This window comes from Brevundimonas diminuta (genome assembly GCF_039673845.1).
Lineage (GTDB): Bacteria > Pseudomonadota > Alphaproteobacteria > Caulobacterales > Caulobacteraceae > Brevundimonas > Brevundimonas diminuta_E.
In genome coordinates this window covers 213276-227216 of sequence record NZ_JBDJMK010000008.1, presented here as the reverse complement: position 1 = coordinate 227216, position 13941 = coordinate 213276, and the positions used below count along the sequence as shown (strand labels likewise).

24 protein-coding genes and 1 pseudogene are annotated in these 13941 nt (G+C 65.0%); 23 read left to right on the top strand and 2 right to left on the bottom strand.

The features are described 5' to 3' along the window. A pseudogene (gene tuf / locus ABE454_RS10940) lies at positions 1-133 on the top strand (elongation factor Tu); the annotation flags it as partial. A 228-nt stretch (positions 134-361) separates the two neighbouring features. On the opposite strand, the gene ABE454_RS10935 reads toward tuf, so the two are convergent. After that, positions 362-526: a hypothetical protein gene (locus ABE454_RS10935; protein WP_346531604.1), complete on the bottom strand. Its 165-nt coding sequence runs from the start codon at positions 524-526 to the stop codon at positions 362-364. Positions 527-672: 146 nt separating this feature from the next. On the opposite strand from ABE454_RS10935, the gene ABE454_RS10930 reads away from it, so the two are divergent. The 3 genes from ABE454_RS10930 to ABE454_RS10920 all read left to right on the top strand — a co-directional run bounded on the left by ABE454_RS10930 (position 673) and on the right by ABE454_RS10920 (position 3771). Beyond that, positions 673-1830: a GNAT family N-acetyltransferase gene (locus ABE454_RS10930; RefSeq protein WP_346531602.1), complete on the top strand. Its 1158-nt coding sequence runs from the start codon at positions 673-675 to the stop codon at positions 1828-1830. A 14-nt stretch (positions 1831-1844) separates the two neighbouring features. Next, positions 1845-2774, top strand: a complete 930-nt coding sequence (locus ABE454_RS10925) for a transcriptional regulator (RefSeq protein ID WP_346531600.1) — start codon at positions 1845-1847, stop codon at positions 2772-2774. Positions 2775-2874: 100 nt separating this feature from the next. Beyond that, positions 2875-3771, top strand: coding sequence for a GIN domain-containing protein (locus tag ABE454_RS10920; RefSeq protein ID WP_346531599.1), 897 nt, complete (start codon positions 2875-2877; stop codon positions 3769-3771). A gap of 164 nt (positions 3772-3935) precedes the next feature. On the opposite strand, the gene ABE454_RS10915 is transcribed toward ABE454_RS10920, so the two are convergent. Continuing rightward, complete coding sequence (locus tag ABE454_RS10915; protein WP_346531597.1) at positions 3936-4688, bottom strand: hypothetical protein; 753 nt, start codon at positions 4686-4688, stop codon at positions 3936-3938. Between the two features lie 586 nt (positions 4689-5274). Between ABE454_RS10915 and rpsJ the strand changes: the two genes are divergently transcribed. From rpsJ to rpsE, 19 genes are read left to right on the top strand one after another with little or no spacing between them, the layout of a single operon-like run. After that, on the top strand, positions 5275-5580 hold the full coding sequence (rpsJ, locus tag ABE454_RS10910; protein WP_003164367.1) for a 30S ribosomal protein S10: 306 nt from the start codon (positions 5275-5277) through the stop codon (positions 5578-5580). Positions 5581-5603: 23 nt separating this feature from the next. Continuing rightward, positions 5604-6350 (top strand): 50S ribosomal protein L3, encoded by a 747-nt coding sequence (gene rplC / locus ABE454_RS10905; RefSeq protein WP_312219358.1) that lies wholly within the window; start codon positions 5604-5606, stop codon positions 6348-6350. Next, positions 6350-6988, top strand: coding sequence for a 50S ribosomal protein L4 (gene rplD, locus ABE454_RS10900; protein WP_312219356.1), 639 nt, complete (start codon positions 6350-6352; stop codon positions 6986-6988). The genes rplC and rplD overlap by 1 nt, the downstream gene beginning before the upstream one ends. Further along, on the top strand, positions 6988-7293 hold the full coding sequence (locus ABE454_RS10895) for a 50S ribosomal protein L23 (RefSeq protein ID WP_003170030.1): 306 nt from the start codon (positions 6988-6990) through the stop codon (positions 7291-7293). The genes rplD and ABE454_RS10895 overlap by 1 nt, the downstream gene beginning before the upstream one ends. Positions 7294-7297: 4 nt before the next feature. Next, entirely contained in the window at positions 7298-8134 is an 837-nt protein-coding gene (gene rplB / locus ABE454_RS10890; RefSeq protein WP_346531595.1) for a 50S ribosomal protein L2, read from the top strand. A gap of 2 nt (positions 8135-8136) precedes the next feature. Then, a complete protein-coding gene (gene rpsS / locus ABE454_RS10885) occupies positions 8137-8415 on the top strand; it encodes a 30S ribosomal protein S19 (protein WP_003164372.1) in 279 nt (92 codons plus the stop codon). A gap of 3 nt (positions 8416-8418) precedes the next feature. Next, positions 8419-8799, top strand: coding sequence for a 50S ribosomal protein L22 (gene rplV / locus ABE454_RS10880; RefSeq protein WP_346531593.1), 381 nt, complete (start codon positions 8419-8421; stop codon positions 8797-8799). Next, complete coding sequence (gene rpsC / locus ABE454_RS10875) at positions 8799-9545, top strand: 30S ribosomal protein S3 (RefSeq protein WP_003164374.1); 747 nt, start codon at positions 8799-8801, stop codon at positions 9543-9545. Before rplV ends, rpsC begins: the two co-directional genes overlap by 1 nt. Before the next feature lie 6 nt (positions 9546-9551). After that, positions 9552-9989 carry a 50S ribosomal protein L16 gene (gene rplP / locus ABE454_RS10870; RefSeq protein WP_003164375.1) on the top strand — a complete coding sequence of 146 codons (438 nt, stop codon included), beginning with the start codon at positions 9552-9554 and terminating at the stop codon, positions 9987-9989. Next, positions 9989-10186 (top strand): 50S ribosomal protein L29, encoded by a 198-nt coding sequence (gene rpmC / locus ABE454_RS10865; RefSeq protein WP_003164376.1) that lies wholly within the window; start codon positions 9989-9991, stop codon positions 10184-10186. The genes rplP and rpmC overlap by 1 nt, the downstream gene beginning before the upstream one ends. A 10-nt stretch (positions 10187-10196) precedes the next feature. Beyond that, complete coding sequence (gene rpsQ / locus ABE454_RS10860) at positions 10197-10439, top strand: 30S ribosomal protein S17 (protein WP_087139529.1); 243 nt, start codon at positions 10197-10199, stop codon at positions 10437-10439. Between the two features lie 18 nt (positions 10440-10457). Further along, positions 10458-10826 (top strand): 50S ribosomal protein L14, encoded by a 369-nt coding sequence (rplN, locus tag ABE454_RS10855; protein ID WP_003164378.1) that lies wholly within the window; start codon positions 10458-10460, stop codon positions 10824-10826. 2 nt (positions 10827-10828) lie between these two features. After that, positions 10829-11137 (top strand): 50S ribosomal protein L24, encoded by a 309-nt coding sequence (gene rplX, locus ABE454_RS10850; RefSeq protein ID WP_087139528.1) that lies wholly within the window; start codon positions 10829-10831, stop codon positions 11135-11137. Continuing rightward, the gene (rplE, locus tag ABE454_RS10845) at positions 11137-11694 is read left to right on the top strand and encodes a 50S ribosomal protein L5 (RefSeq protein ID WP_346531591.1); all 558 of its coding nucleotides are present in this window, start codon (positions 11137-11139) and stop codon (positions 11692-11694) included. The genes rplX and rplE overlap by 1 nt, the downstream gene beginning before the upstream one ends. 19 nt (positions 11695-11713) lie before the next feature. Beyond that, positions 11714-12019 carry a 30S ribosomal protein S14 gene (gene rpsN / locus ABE454_RS10840; protein ID WP_003170022.1) on the top strand — a complete coding sequence of 102 codons (306 nt, stop codon included), beginning with the start codon at positions 11714-11716 and terminating at the stop codon, positions 12017-12019. 15 nt (positions 12020-12034) lie between these two features. After that, the gene (rpsH, locus tag ABE454_RS10835) at positions 12035-12433 is read left to right on the top strand and encodes a 30S ribosomal protein S8 (RefSeq protein ID WP_003170021.1); all 399 of its coding nucleotides are present in this window, start codon (positions 12035-12037) and stop codon (positions 12431-12433) included. Position 12434: 1 nt separating this feature from the next. After that, positions 12435-12968: a 50S ribosomal protein L6 gene (gene rplF, locus ABE454_RS10830; protein WP_346531589.1), complete on the top strand. Its 534-nt coding sequence runs from the start codon at positions 12435-12437 to the stop codon at positions 12966-12968. Positions 12969-12971: 3 nt separating this feature from the next. Beyond that, entirely contained in the window at positions 12972-13328 is a 357-nt protein-coding gene (rplR, locus tag ABE454_RS10825; protein WP_121482630.1) for a 50S ribosomal protein L18, read from the top strand. A gap of 13 nt (positions 13329-13341) precedes the next feature. After that, a complete protein-coding gene (rpsE, locus tag ABE454_RS10820) occupies positions 13342-13941 on the top strand; it encodes a 30S ribosomal protein S5 (RefSeq protein ID WP_346531587.1) in 600 nt (199 codons plus the stop codon).

The following is a 13941-nucleotide window of genomic DNA, read 5'->3' as shown; positions in this document are numbered from 1 at the left end:
CATGCCGGGCGACAACGCCGAGCTGGACGTCGAGCTGATCACGCCGATCGCGATGGAAGAGAAGCTGCGCTTCGCCATCCGTGAAGGCGGCCGCACCGTCGGCGCCGGCGTTGTGGCCAAGATCGTCGAGTAATCGACGATCCTCGCCACGCGAGGTTAAAGCTAGGCGGGAGCTCGCTCCCGCCGGGGCCAAGATCGTCGAGTAATATCGACGTCAGAAGTGGCGACGGCCTCGGTCCTCGCCGGTTCGTTAGTATGAGTAAGCGTAAGCGTACCGGCCTCAAGCAGCCCGCAAGGGCGTTAGGCCAAGAGTAAAGCGTAACAGAGCGGCCCCCGGAGCGATCCGGGGGCCGTTTTGCATTCAGTCGTTTGGAGCGCCGGTCGCGGGGTCGGTTTCGGTGCGGCCAGAGTTGCTGCTGCCCTTGGCGTCCTTGGGCTCGGTGGCGGGGCGCGGCGGATGGCCGGGTTTGTCGGGGCGCTGGTTTTCGTTTTCGGTTTCGCGGGACTTCGGGCGTGGCGTTGTCATGGGAGCCTCCTGACAAAGACAATGCTGCGGGCGCCAGGAGGCTCCGATCTTTTGCAAAGAGGCCGGACGCTAACCCGACCTCAAGGGCTTTCCCGTATCCTGCGGGTTGGAACGGGACTTGCTGCATCCGTTCCGAAGGGAGCGTCATGTCAGGTCCACTATCCGTTGAAATCCGCAGTCTGGCCGAGCTGTCGGCCGGGGAGGGCGCGCAGTGGAACGACTGGGCGCGCGCGGATCCTGACCTGAGCAGTCCCTATTTTCGCTGGGAGTTCGCACGGACGGCGGGCCCCCTGTGTCCCGGTTCGGCCGTGGCTGTCTTCAAACGGGACGGCCGCGTCGTCGGCTATTATCCGCATCAGCGTCGGGGCGGGACGGTTCAGCCGCTGGCTGCGCCGATGAACGACTATCACGGGGTCATCGGCCCGCGTGACGCAAAGCCGTCGATGCAGGAGGCGGCGGACCTGATCGGGGCGCCGCGCTTTGCGGCCGCCGCATGGATCGGCGAGGCGCCGGACAGGATGCTTCGCAACCACAGCGTGGTGTCTGTGGTCCCGGAAGAAGGTGGCTTTGACGCCTGGTATGCGCGGCGCCGTCAGGTCTTCCCGAAATATTTCAAGGACAAGGAACGCTCGCGTCGCGGTCTGGATGCGGCGTTCGCCACGATCGAAATCGAGATGGGCATGAAGGATCACGCCCTGCTGGAACGGCTGCTGCGTGAAAAGAGCGAGCAGTACCGTCGCACGGGCCTTCACGACATCTTCGCCTGCGGCTGGACTGAACGGGTGCTGCACGCCCTGATGGATGTCGAGGGAGAAGACGGTTTCGGCGCATCGCTGGCGGTGCTTCGGGCCGACGGGCGCGTCGTGGCCATGGAGTTCTCGATGCATGCAGGCCGCCACTTCCATCTGTGGTTCCCGGTCTATGATCAGGAGGTCGCGCGCTGGTCGCCCGGCATCGTGCTGACGCAGGAGACGATCCGACTGGGGTCGGAGCGCGGCTATCGCTTCTTCGACTACGGCGTCGGCGTCGGGGGCGCCTACAAGAAATATTATGACGACGGCGGGCTGGAGACGGTCGAGGGCGTCGTGACGCGCGCATCGCCCGGCAATCTGCTGGGCGCGGCCGCCAGCGCTGCAGTCGGCGTGCTGGGCGACGACAGGGCCGCGCGTCTGCGTACCAGCGCCTGTCGTCGCTGGTCGGTTGTGGAAGCGTGTGAAACCACCATGGCCGGTCGGGCGTCGGGCGTCGTGCGCGCCGTGTCCGATCTGGTCCGCAAACAGAAAGCCGCCCACGCGGCCGATTGACGAGGAGAAGGCAGATGACGGCTTCGATGACGCGTTACGCAGGTCCGATCACCCGGCCCGAGGTCCACCCTCACGCGCTGGTCGCGGACGGATTCGCCGCGGATCAGGCCCTGGCCGAGGTGCTGGACCGCTATCCGGCCGACCTGTTCGACATCAACCTGTATGACTATGACGACGAGGGGCAGGTCAGCCTGCGCACCGGCGCGCGGGGCAAGCTGAACGGCGCCGAACTGCTGGAGGCGATCCAGCAGGGCCGTCTGTGGGTCAATATGCGCAAGGTCGAGCAGGGCTGGCCCGAGTTGTGGCGCGTGGCCATGGTCGACTTCGAACGCATACTGGGCGGCTATGGGGTGAAGGCGGCGAGCGCCAGCGGCCAGCTGATCCTGTCCTCGCCCAAGGCGCGGGTGCCCTATCATTTCGACGCGGGCGGAGTGGTGCTGTTCCACATGCGCGGGCGCAAGCGTCTGTTCGTCTATCCGGGCGACGAGGCCCATCTGCCCGAGCGCAGCATGGAGCAGGTCGTCACCCGCCAGACGACGGAAGAGATTCCCTATCGCATGGCGTTTGAAGACGACGCCCGCGTCGTCGATCTGGAGCCGGGGCAGGCGCTGACCTGGCCCTTCTATGCGCCGCACCGGGTGGAGAATCTGGACCGGTTCTGCGTCTCCCTGTCGGTGGAGTTCCAGAGCTGGCCTTCGCGCATCCGCAACGGCGCCCTCTATACCAATGCCTTCCTGCGCAGCCGGGGCGGGGAGCCGCGCACCACGGATCGGATGAGCCAGCCTGAACTGGCGGCGCGCTGGGCGGCGTCTGTGGCGCTGAAGCGGACGGGGCTGGTCAAGAGCCGTATCGCCGCCTTTGAACGGGACTTTGAGCCCGCGGTCGGGGCGACGGACGGGGCGGCGGCGCTGGCGCCGGATCGTGCGAACGGCGCAGGGGTCTGAGCGCTTCAGGTTAAAAGGGGTTCATGACCTCGATTTAAACTGACTTTGCGGCGGGCGGCGCTCAGGTTTCCCTGGACACCAAGACAGGGAGATATCGCTCATGAAACCCGCCGCCATCGTCGCCGTCATCGGATCCGCCTTCGCCGCCTCCGCCGTTCTTGCGGCGCCCGCCCTGGCCGCTGATGTGACCATCCGCAATGCGGTGGCCCGCGTCATCGTCATTCCCGAGGACCGGACGGACATCGGGGTGGAGATCACCCAGGGCGCGGCCGGACTGCCGGACCTGCGCGTCGAGCGGCGCGGGTCGGATGTGAGCATCGAGGGCGGTCTGGGACGCGGCCGGGGCATGAGCTTCAACGGCGGCCTGATCGGCTCATGCCACAATAGTCGCGCCGAGGCCCGCCAGCCGGGTGAAGGCTCCTCGGTCGAGGTTCGCGGCAAGGGGCGCATCCGCATGGAGGACGCGCCCATGATCGTCCTGCGCACGCCGCGCGATGTCGAGGTCAGCGGCGGCGGCGCTCTGTTCGGCTCGATCGGACGCGGCGCGCGTTCTGTGGAGCTGGGGAACGGCGGCTGCGGTTCGTGGACGGTGGCCAATGTGGACGGGGACATGGATCTGTCGGTCGGCGGCTCAGGCAGCATCCGCGCCGGAACCTCGCGCAAGCTGGAGGCCGCTGTCGGCGGGTCCGGTTCGATCTTCGCCGGGGCTACGGGCGTGCTGGACGCTAGCGTCGGCGGCTCGGGCAGCATTGATGTGGCGCGGGTGGACGGCGAGACCGACATCGCCATCGGCGGGTCCGGGGACGTGCGGGTGCGCGGCGGACGCGCTCCGTCGCTGAAGGTGTCCATCGGCGGCTCGGGCGATGTGGTGTTCAACGGCACGGCAGGCGACGTATCGACCGCCATCGCCGGATCGGGCGATGTGCAGGTGGCCGAGGCGACCGGTCGGGTGTCGCGCTCCATCGTCGGCTCAGGGAATCTGCGCATCGGCCGTTGAGGCTGATCCTATAAGCAAGAAGGCCCGCAGGCGTGGACGCTTGCGGGCCTTTTCATGTCAGCGCAGCCTGTCGGCTGCGGCGACGAGCAGGCAAGGAAAAACCCCGGCGGATCGCTCCGCCGGGGTTTCCCTGATCCGTGCAGTCGTAAGACCGCGAAGACCGATTAGTTGCCGAGCAGGGCGGCGACGCCGCCGACCGTGCGGCCCAGGTTGGCGCCGGCTTGGTCGCGGGCTTGCAGACCGCCGCCGAAGCTGTAGCGCACGCCGATCTTGAAGACGTTGGCGTCGGCGTCCAGGTCCGAGGACTTGGCGTAGTCGTAGCCGCCGAACACCGAGTACGGCGAGTCAGCGAACTGGTACTCGGCGCCCACGCCGACCGACCAGGCGTCGACCGAACCGCCGACGAACAGGTTGTCAGCGTTGGCGTAAGCAGCGCCGGCGTTCAGGCGCAGTTGCGGCGTGGCGTAGAAGGCGGCGTCAGCAGCCACGTTCCAGATGTCCGAGTTGTGGACGGTGCCGTACGAGGCCACGCCCGTCAGGGTGGCGCGTTCCAGGTACTTCTGGGCTTCGACGCCGAAGGTGGTCATCGTGCCGCCGCCCAGGAATTCCGAAGCGCCGACGAAGCCGCCGAAGCGCATGTCTTCGATCTTCTTCGACAGGTGAACGGCGCCGGCGACGGTCGACTCGTGGCCGCCGTGCTTGACGTCCGTATAGGCGGCTTCGCCGTTGAAGGTGACGGTCCAGTCGCCGAACACCGGCGAGGCGACGGTGCCGTCGATGACGCCGCGGTTCACGTCGATGTCTTCGATGTCGGCATAGTTATAGGCGACGCCGACCGAGCCGATGGCGTTCTGGGCGAAGGCGGGAGCGGCGATCAGGGTCGCGGCGGCGACCGAAGCGAGAAAGACGGTTTTCATTTTTTTGTCCTTATGTACTGCCGCCGAACAAGCGCTGCCTGTCCGACGATGGGCGAGACATAGGTCGCTGTTTTCCGTTTCGCCGTAACAAACATGTCATGCAGACGTCACATGAGAGGCGATGTTGCCCAAAAGCGACGCATTGCGGCATAACTGCGTCACTGTGGTGCGGGGAATGCGGCGGCGCCTTTCTGTGGCGTTCATCCGGCCCCCTTTCGGCCCCAGTTCCTAAGATGCGGACCCTGTTATGTGGCGATGGTGCGGCGCAGCGGCGTCACAGGGGCGGTGAGTCGCAAACCCTGACGGGGCGGGGATTTCCGCGCTTGACGGAATTGGAATCGGAAGGCATAAGCACCCCTCTTGTTGGACCGGCTGTGCACTTTCGGGTGCAGACGCGGTCCGCAGGGACGACCTAAGTTACTGTTCTTTGCAGCTTCTTGGGAACTTACGGCCTTCGCGGGGGACTGCGTGGGCCGCTCGTTTTTGCGGATTTGCGTTTCCTGGGGACGATCTGTCGTCCTGAGGCTTCGGTCTTTGAAATGGTTCACAGGGACGCGGCTCCGGCCGCATGGGAATAACAACCGATATGGATCAAAGCATCCGCATCAGGCTCAAGGCCTTCGATCACCGCGTCCTCGACTTTTCGACGCGCGAAATCGTCAACACCGCCAAGCGCACGGGCGCGACCGTTCGTGGTCCGATCCCGCTGCCGACCCTGATCGAAAAGTTCACCGTGAACCGCTCGCCGCACGTCGACAAGAAGTCGCGCGAGCAGTTTGAAATCCGCACGCACAAACGCGTGCTCGACATCGTCGACCCCACCCCGCAGACCGTGGACGCGCTCATGAAGCTCGACCTGTCCGCCGGCGTGGACGTCGAGATCAAGATCTAAGAAAGAAAGAGGCGGGATCCGACATGCGCACGGGCGTGATCGCCAAGAAGCTGGGGATGACCCGCGTGTTCGCCGATGACGGCGCGCACGTTCCGGTCACTGTGCTCCAGCTCGACGGCTGCCAAGTCGTCGGCCAACGTACCAAGGAGCGCGACGGTTACGTCGCCCTTCAGCTGGGCGCTGGCGTTAAGAAGGCCAAGAACACGGCCAAGGCTCAACGCGAAGCTTTCGCGAAGGCCGAGGTCGAGCCGAAGGCCTATGTGACCGAGTTCCGCGTGGGTGAAGACGCCCTGCTGGACGTGGGCGCCGAACTGTCGGCCGACCACTTCCTCGCGGGCCAGAAGGTCGACATCCAGGGCCATACCATCGGTAAGGGCTTTGCGGGCGCCATGAAGCGCTGGAACTTTGGTGGTCTGCGCGCCTCGCACGGCGTGTCGATCTCGCACCGTTCGCACGGTTCGACCGGCCAGCGTCAGGACCCGGGCAAGGTCTTCAAGGGCAAGAAGATGGCTGGCCATCTGGGCCAGGAAGTCGTCACCACCCAGAACCTGACCGTCGTCCGCGTGGACGCCGAGCGTGGCCTGATCCTGATCAAGGGCGCTGTCCCGGGTCACGACGGCGCCTACGTCAAGATCAGCGACGCCATCAAGAAGGCCCGTCCCTCGGACGCTCCGTTCCCGGGCGCCGTGAAGTCGGCTGCTGCTCAACCCGCTTCGACGCCGGCTGAAGAAGCTCCGGCCGTGGAAGCGACCGAAGGCGGTGAAGCGTAATGAAACTCTCGGTCATCAAACTCGACGGCAAGGCTGCTGGCGACGTTGAGCTGTCGGACGCCGTCTTCGGCATCTCCGACATCCGCGGCGACCTTCTGGCCCGTTACGTCAACTGGCAGCTGGCCAAGCGCCGCGCCGGCACCCACAAGGTTCAAACCCGCAACGAGAACTCTCGCACGGGCAAGAAGATGTACAAGCAGAAGGGCACGGGCGGCGCCCGTCACGGCTCGCGTCGTGCGCCCCAGTTCGTCGGCGGTTCGCCGGCGTTCGGCCCGGTCGTTCGCGACCACGGCTTCTCGCTGCCCAAGAAGGTCCGCGCCCTGGCGCTGAAGCACGCCCTGTCGTCCAAGGTGAAAGCCGGCGATCTGGTCGTTGTCGACAGCGTCTCGGTCAAGGAAGCCAAGACGGCCGCCCTGCGCGACACCTTCGGCAAGCTGGGCTGGACCAAGGCCCTGATCATCGCGGGTCCGGAAGTCGACGCCAACTTCGGCTTGGCCGCGCGCAACATCCCGCACATCGACGTGCTGCCGAACGCCGGCCTGAACGTCTATGACATCCTGCGGGCGGACAAACTGGTGCTGACCAAGGCCGCCGTTGAGGCGATCGAGGCCCGCTTCGCTGAGAAGGAAGCCGCATAATGGCCGCCGCTCAACCCACCGCCAAGCACTACGACACCATCCTGGCTCCGGTGATCACCGAGAAGGCCACGATCCTGTCGGAGCAGAACAAGGTCGTCTTCCGCGTCGCCGGCACGGCGACCAAGGACGAGATCGCTGCTGCGGTCGAAAGCCTGTTCAAAGTCAACGTCCTCAAGGTCAACACCCTGGTTCAAAAGGGCAAGACCAAGCGCTTCCGGGGCATCCTGGGCCGTCGCGTGGACATCAAGAAAGCGATCGTGACGCTGGCCGATGGTCAGTCGATCGACGTCACGACGGGGCTCTAAGAAGATGGCTCTGAAGCATTACAATCCGACGTCGCCGGGCCGCCGCGCCCTGGTGCTGGTCGACCGTTCCGAGCTGCACAAGGGCCGCCCGGAGAAGTCGCTGACCGAGGGCCTGACCAAGTCGGGCGGCCGTGGTCAGGGCGGTCGCATCGCTGTCCGCTTCCGCGGCGGCGGCGCCAAGAAGCTGTACCGCAAGATCGACTTCAAGCGTCGCAAGTTCGACGTGGTCGGCACGGTCGAGCGTCTGGAATACGACCCCAACCGCACGGCCTTCATCGCCCTGGTGAACTACGCCGACGGCGAGAAGACCTACATCATCGCGCCTCAGCGCCTGCACGCCGGCGACACCATCGTCGCGGGTGAAAAGGTCGACGTGAAGCCGGGCAACGCCATGCCGCTGCGCTCCATGCCGGTCGGCACCATCATCCACAACGTGGAGATGAAGCCGGGCAAGGGCGCCCAGCTGGCCCGTTCGGCCGGCGCCTACGCTCAACTGGTCGGTCGCGACCAGGGCTACGCTCAGATCCGTCTGGGCTCGGGCGAACTTCGCATGGTTCTGGACGGCTGCATGGCCGTTGTCGGCGCCGTGTCGAACCCCGAGCATATGAATCAGAACCTGGGCAAGGCGGGCCGCAAGCGTCACATGGGCTGGCGTCCGCACGTCCGCGGCGTCGCCATGAACCCGATCGACCACCCGCATGGTGGTGGTGAAGGCCGGACCTCTGGTGGTCGTACCCCGGTTACGCCGTGGGGCAAGGACACCAAGGGCACCCGTACCCGCAAGAACAAGGCCACGGATAAGTTCATCATCCGTAGCCGTCACGTGAAGAAGGCTCGCTAAGAATGGCCCGCTCCTCCTGGAAAGGCCCGTTTGTCGACGGGTATCTGCTCAAGAAGGCCGACGCCGCTCAATCGTCGGGCCGCAAGGACGTGATCAAGACGTGGTCGCGCCGCTCCACCATCCTGCCGCAGTTCGTCGGTCTGACGTTCGGCGTCCACAACGGCCAGAAGCATGTGCCGGTGTCGGTCTCCGAAGAAATGGTCGGCATGAAGTTCGGCGAGTTCGCCCCGACCCGGAACTTCCCGGGCCACGCGGCGGACAAGAAGGCCAAGAGGAAGTAATCCATGGCCCAGACCAAGAACCCCCGCCGCGTTGAAGCGACCGAGGCCCGCGCCAAGCTGGTCAACGTCCGCATCAGCCCGCAGAAGCTGAACCTGGTGGCCGCGTCGATCCGCGGTCTGCCGGTCCAGAAGGCGCTGAACGAGCTGGAATTCAGCCGCAAGCGCATCGCTGGCGATGTCCGCAAGGTCCTGTACTCGGCGATCTCGAACGCCGAGAACAACCACAACCTCGACATCGACAACCTGGTCGTCGCCGAGGCCTTCGTGGGCAAGAACCTGGTGATGAAGCGTTTCGCGAGCCGTGCTCGCGGTCGTTCGTCGCGCATCCTGAAACCGTTCAGCGAAATCACCATCGTGGTTCGCGAAGCAGGTGAGGCCGCCTGATGGGTCAGAAAATCAATCCGATCGGTCTGCGCCTCGGCGTGAACCGCACGTGGGACAGCCGCTGGTTCGCCGGCGGCGCTGACTACGCCAAACTGCTCCACCAGGACCTGAAGCTGCGCACGTGGCTGAAGGAACGCCTGTCGGCCGCCGGCGTGTCGCGCATCATCATCGAGCGCCCCCACAAGAAGTGCCGCGTGACGATCTACGCCGCCCGTCCGGGTGTCGTGATCGGCAAGAAGGGCGCTGACATCGAGAAGCTCCGCAAGGACATCTCGGCCCGCACCGAAGGCGAAGTTCACCTGAACATCGTCGAGGTCCGCAAGCCGGAAACCGACGCTCAGCTGATCGCCGAGAACATCGCTCAGCAGCTGGAACGCCGTATCGCGTTCCGCCGCGCCATGAAGCGTTCGATGCAGTCGGCCATGCGCCTGGGCGCCAAGGGCGTCCGCATCAACGTCTCGGGCCGTCTGGGCGGCGCCGAAATCGCTCGTATGGAATGGTACCGCGAAGGTCGCGTGCCGCTTCACACGCTGCGCGCCGACATCGACTACGGCTTCTATGAAGCCAAGACGACCTACGGCATCATTGGCGTGAAGGTCTGGGTGTTTAAGGGTGAAGTGCTCGAGCACGACCCGATGGCTCAGGACAAGCGCTGGGCCCAGGAAGCCTCGGGTCCGTCGTCCAACGAAGGCCGTGAGCGCGGCCCCCGCGGTGATCGCGGTCCGCGCCGTGGTCGTGAGGGCTGATAGGCCATGTTGCAACCGAAAAAGACCAAGTACCGCAAGGCCTTCAAGGGCCGCATCCACGGCTCGTCCAAGGGTGGTTTCTCGCTGAACTTCGGCTCCTACGGTCTGAAGGCCGTCGAGCCGGAGCGCATCACGGCGCGTCAGATCGAAGCGGCTCGCCGCGCGATCACCCGTCAGATGAAGCGTCAGGGCCGCGTCTGGATTCGCATCTTCCCGGACGTGCCGGTCTCCGGCAAGCCGGCTGAAGTGCGGATGGGTAAGGGCAAGGGCGCGGTGGACCACTGGGCCGCTCGCGTGGCCCCGGGCCGCATCATGTTCGAAATCGACGGCGTGCCGGACGACGTGGCCCGTGAAGCGCTGCGCCTCGGCGCCGCCAAGCTGCCGATCCGCACCAAGGTGGTCACCCGCCTGGACGCCGGCATCGTTACGGAGCAAGCCGCCTAATGACCAAGATCGCCGATCTCCGGTCGCAAACCGTCGACCAGCTGTCCGACGAGCTGCTGAAGCTCAAGAAGGAACAGTTCAACCTGCGCTTCCAGGCCGCCACCGGCCAGATGGAAAAGACCCACCGGGTCTCGGAAGTGCGCAAGGACATCGCCCGCATCTCGACGCTTCTGCGCGAGAAGCGTGCGGCCTCGTAAGGAAACACCGATGCCCAAACGCATTCTTGAAGGCGTGGTCGTCTCCGACAAGGGCGACAAGACCGTCGTCGTGAAGGTCGAGCGCACCCTGCTGCACCCGCTGCTCCGCAAGACGGTCCGCAAGTCCAAGAACTACCACGCCCACGATGAAGCTAACGCTCTCAAAGTCGGCGATATCGCGCGCATCATCGAATGCGCCCCCAAGTCCAAGCTGAAGCGCTGGGAAATCATTTCCCCGGCCTCGGCTTCGTAAGAAGAAGGATCGGATCCCATGATCCAGATGCAAACTAACCTGGAGGTCGCCGATAACTCGGGCGCTCGCCGGGTCATGTGCATCAAGGTGTTGGGCGGCTCCAAGCGCCGCTACGCCTCGATTGGCGACACCATCGTCGCCTCGGTGAAGGAAGCGATTCCGCGCGGCCGCGTGAAGAAGGGCGATGTCGTTCGCGCCATCGTCGTGCGCACCGCCAAGGACATCCAGCGCAAGGACGGCTCTGTCATCCGTTTCGACAAGTCGGCCGCCGTCATCGTCAACAAGCAGAACGAGCCCGTTGGCACCCGTATCTTCGGCCCGGTTCCGCGCGAGCTGCGCGCCAAGAACCACATGAAGATCATCTCGCTGGCTCCGGAGGTTCTGTAACCATGGCCGCCAAGATCAAGAAGGGCGACAACGTCGTCGTCCTGACCGGCAAGGACAAGGGCCGCACCGGCAAGGTGATCCAGGTCCTGCCGACCGAGAACCGCGTCGTCGTGCAAGGCGTCAACATGGTCCAGCGCCACACGCGCCCGACCCAGGCTGACCCGCAAGGCGGCATCAAGCACAAGGAAGCCTCGCTTCACCTGTCGAACGTCGCGATCGCCGACGCCAACGGCAAAGCGACCCGCGTGGGCTTCAAGGTTGAGGGGGACAAGAAGGTCCGCTTCGCCAAGTCGACGGGAGACGTCATCTGATGGCTGACACCAAGTACACGCCGCGTCTCAAGACCGAATATCAGGACCGCATCCGCGGCGTCCTGAAGGAAAAGTTCGGTTACACCAACGAGATGCAGATCCCCAAGCTGGACAAGATCGTCCTGAACATGGGTATCGGTGAAGCTGTGGCCGACTCCAAGAAGGCCACCGCGGCCCTCAAGGACCTGACGTCCATCGCCGGTCAGAAGGCCGTACCGACCAAGGCCCGTAACTCCATCGCCGGCTTCAAGCTGCGCGAAGGCATGGTCATCGGCGGCAAGGTCACGCTGCGCGGCGCCCAGATGTATGAGTTCCTGGACCGTTTCATCACGATCGCCCTGCCGCGCGTGAAGGACTTCCGGGGCCTGAAGGGCACTTCGTTCGACGGTCGCGGCAACTACGCCACGGGTCTGAAGGAGCACATCGTGTTCCCGGAGATCAACTACGACCAGATCGACCAGATGTGGGGCATGGACATCGTTGTCTGCACCACGGCCAAGACCGATGAGGAAGCCAAGGCTCTCCTCACCGAGTTCAAGTTCCCGTTCGTGAACTGATCGGGAAGGGAAGAGAACAATGGCTAAGAAAAGCGCCGTAAACCGCAACGAAGCCGTCAAGGCCCTGGTTGCGAAGTATGCCGCGAAGCGGGACGCCCTGAAGGCTATCGCCAACGACGAGAGCCTGCCGCTTGAGGAGCGTTTCGATGCGCGCCTGAAGCTGGCGGCCCTGCCGCGCAACTCGGCTCCGAGCCGCATTCGCAACCGTTGCGAAGTGACGGGTCGTCCGCGGGCTTACTACCGCAAGCTCAAGATGAGCCGTGTCGCCCTGCGTGAGCTGGGCAACATGGGTCAGATCCCCGGCCTGACGAAGTCGAGCTGGTAAGGGGAGCGAACAGATATGATGATCAACGATCCCCTGAGCGACATGATCGCTCGCATCAAGAACGCGGCCACCCGCAAGCGTTCGTCGGTGCTCACCCCGGCTTCCCGCCTGCGCCAGCGCGTCCTGGACGTGCTGCAGGACGAGGGCTACATCCGCGGCTATTCGCTGGTTCAGAACCCCGGCGAATTCCCGCAGTTCGAGATTGAGCTGAAGTACTTCGACGGCCAGCCGGTGATCGCCGAGATCGCCCGCGTGTCGAAGCCCGGCCGTCGCGTCTATTCGGCCATCGGCGATCTGAAGCCGGTCAAGAACGGCCTCGGCATCTCGATCCTTTCGACTTCGAAGGGCGTCATGTCCGACGCCGCCGCGCGCGACGCCAACGTCGGCGGCGAAGTCCTCTGCAGGGTCTACTGATATGTCTCGTATCGGCAAGAAAACCATCGCTGTGCCGAAGGGCGTGACTGTCACGCTCAACGGCCAGGACATCACCGTGAAGGGTCCCAAGGGCGAACGCTCCTGGACCGTCGCCGAAGAGATCGAAGTCAAGCAGGAAGGCGACGAACTGTCGCTGACCCCGCGTTCGGAAACGCAGCGCGCCAAGGCCATGTGGGGCCTGTCGCGCACCCTGGTCGCCAACATGGTGACCGGCGTGACGGACGGCTTCGAGAAGACCCTGGAACTGGTCGGCGTGGGTTACCGCGCTGCGCTGAAGGGCAAGGATCTCTCGCTGCAGCTCGGCTTCTCGCACGACGTCGACATCGCTCCGCCGGAAGGCGTCACCTTCGCTGTTCCGAAGCAGACCGAGATCAAGATCTCGGGCGCCGACAAGCAGGTCGTGGGTGAAATCGCCGCGGTCATCCGCAAGATGCGTCCGCCGGAGCCCTACAAGGGCAAGGGCGTGCGCTACCAGGGCGAATTCGTCCGGCGCAAGGAAGGCAAGAAGAAGTAAGTCATGGCTCTCTCTCTTCAACAACAAGCCAAGCGCCGCGCCGAGCGCACTCGCCGTCGCCTGAAGGCTGTCGCCAACGGTCGTCTGCGTCTGTCGGTCCACCGTTCGGACAAGAACATCTCGGCTCAGATCATCGACGATGCCCAGGGCATCACGGTGGCGGCCGCCTCGTCGCTGGAAGGCGGCAAGGGTTCGAAGGGTTCGGACGTCGCAGCCGCCGCCAAGATCGGCAAGCTGATCGCCGAGCGCGCCATCGAGAAGGGCGTCACGGACGTCGTCTTCGACCGTGGCGGCTACATCTATCACGGCCGGGTCAAGGCGCTGGCGGAAGCCGCGCGCGAAGCCGGCCTGAACTTCTAAGGGAACGGCAAGCATGGCTCGTGAACCCCAACGCGGCGGCGGCGATCGCAACCGTCGCGACAACCGCAACGCTCCCGTTGATGGTCCGGACTCGGACATCATCGAGAAGCTGGTGCACATCAACCGCGTCGCCGCCACCGTCAAAGGCGGCCGCCGGTTCTCGTTCGCGGCCCTGATGGTCGTCGGCGACGGCAAGGGCCGCGTCGGCTTCGGTCATGGCAAGGCGCGCGAAGTGCCGGAAGCCATCCGTAAGGCGACCGAAGAAGCCAAGAAGACCATGATCAAGGTTCCGCTGCGCGAGAACCGCACCCTGCACCACGACGGCAACGGCCGTTGGGGCGCCGGCAAGATCATGATGCGTGCGGCGCCTCCGGGCACCGGCGTCATCGCGGGTGGTCCGATGCGTGCGGTCCTCGAAACCCTCGGCGTCCAGGACGTTGTGGGCAAGTCGACCGGCTCGTCGAACCCCTACAACATGATCCGCGCCACCTTCGAAGCTCTGAAGGTCCAGTCGTCGCCGCGCCAGATCGCCTCCAAGCGGGGCAAGAAGGTGTCCGACCTGATGGGCCGCCGCAATGACGGCGCTTCGGCGCCGGAAGCCGTGGAGGGCTGA

Coding starts and splice junctions, on each gene's coding strand:
- ABE454_RS10935 (WP_346531604.1), bottom strand. CDS start 526: ATGACAACGCCACGCCCGAAGTCCCGCGAAACCGAAAACGAAAACCAG.
- ABE454_RS10930 (WP_346531602.1), top strand. CDS start 673: ATGTCAGGTCCACTATCCGTTGAAATCCGCAGTCTGGCCGAGCTGTCG.
- ABE454_RS10925 (WP_346531600.1), top strand. CDS start 1,845: ATGACGGCTTCGATGACGCGTTACGCAGGTCCGATCACCCGGCCCGAG.
- ABE454_RS10920 (WP_346531599.1), top strand. CDS start 2,875: ATGAAACCCGCCGCCATCGTCGCCGTCATCGGATCCGCCTTCGCCGCC.
- ABE454_RS10915 (WP_346531597.1), bottom strand. CDS start 4,688: ATGAAAACCGTCTTTCTCGCTTCGGTCGCCGCCGCGACCCTGATCGCC.
- rpsJ (WP_003164367.1), top strand. CDS start 5,275: ATGGATCAAAGCATCCGCATCAGGCTCAAGGCCTTCGATCACCGCGTC.
- rplC (WP_312219358.1), top strand. CDS start 5,604: ATGCGCACGGGCGTGATCGCCAAGAAGCTGGGGATGACCCGCGTGTTC.
- rplD (WP_312219356.1), top strand. CDS start 6,350: ATGAAACTCTCGGTCATCAAACTCGACGGCAAGGCTGCTGGCGACGTT.
- ABE454_RS10895 (WP_003170030.1), top strand. CDS start 6,988: ATGGCCGCCGCTCAACCCACCGCCAAGCACTACGACACCATCCTGGCT.
- rplB (WP_346531595.1), top strand. CDS start 7,298: ATGGCTCTGAAGCATTACAATCCGACGTCGCCGGGCCGCCGCGCCCTG.
- rpsS (WP_003164372.1), top strand. CDS start 8,137: ATGGCCCGCTCCTCCTGGAAAGGCCCGTTTGTCGACGGGTATCTGCTC.
- rplV (WP_346531593.1), top strand. CDS start 8,419: ATGGCCCAGACCAAGAACCCCCGCCGCGTTGAAGCGACCGAGGCCCGC.
- rpsC (WP_003164374.1), top strand. CDS start 8,799: ATGGGTCAGAAAATCAATCCGATCGGTCTGCGCCTCGGCGTGAACCGC.
- rplP (WP_003164375.1), top strand. CDS start 9,552: ATGTTGCAACCGAAAAAGACCAAGTACCGCAAGGCCTTCAAGGGCCGC.
- rpmC (WP_003164376.1), top strand. CDS start 9,989: ATGACCAAGATCGCCGATCTCCGGTCGCAAACCGTCGACCAGCTGTCC.
- rpsQ (WP_087139529.1), top strand. CDS start 10,197: ATGCCCAAACGCATTCTTGAAGGCGTGGTCGTCTCCGACAAGGGCGAC.
- rplN (WP_003164378.1), top strand. CDS start 10,458: ATGATCCAGATGCAAACTAACCTGGAGGTCGCCGATAACTCGGGCGCT.
- rplX (WP_087139528.1), top strand. CDS start 10,829: ATGGCCGCCAAGATCAAGAAGGGCGACAACGTCGTCGTCCTGACCGGC.
- rplE (WP_346531591.1), top strand. CDS start 11,137: ATGGCTGACACCAAGTACACGCCGCGTCTCAAGACCGAATATCAGGAC.
- rpsN (WP_003170022.1), top strand. CDS start 11,714: ATGGCTAAGAAAAGCGCCGTAAACCGCAACGAAGCCGTCAAGGCCCTG.
- rpsH (WP_003170021.1), top strand. CDS start 12,035: ATGATGATCAACGATCCCCTGAGCGACATGATCGCTCGCATCAAGAAC.
- rplF (WP_346531589.1), top strand. CDS start 12,435: ATGTCTCGTATCGGCAAGAAAACCATCGCTGTGCCGAAGGGCGTGACT.
- rplR (WP_121482630.1), top strand. CDS start 12,972: ATGGCTCTCTCTCTTCAACAACAAGCCAAGCGCCGCGCCGAGCGCACT.
- rpsE (WP_346531587.1), top strand. CDS start 13,342: ATGGCTCGTGAACCCCAACGCGGCGGCGGCGATCGCAACCGTCGCGAC.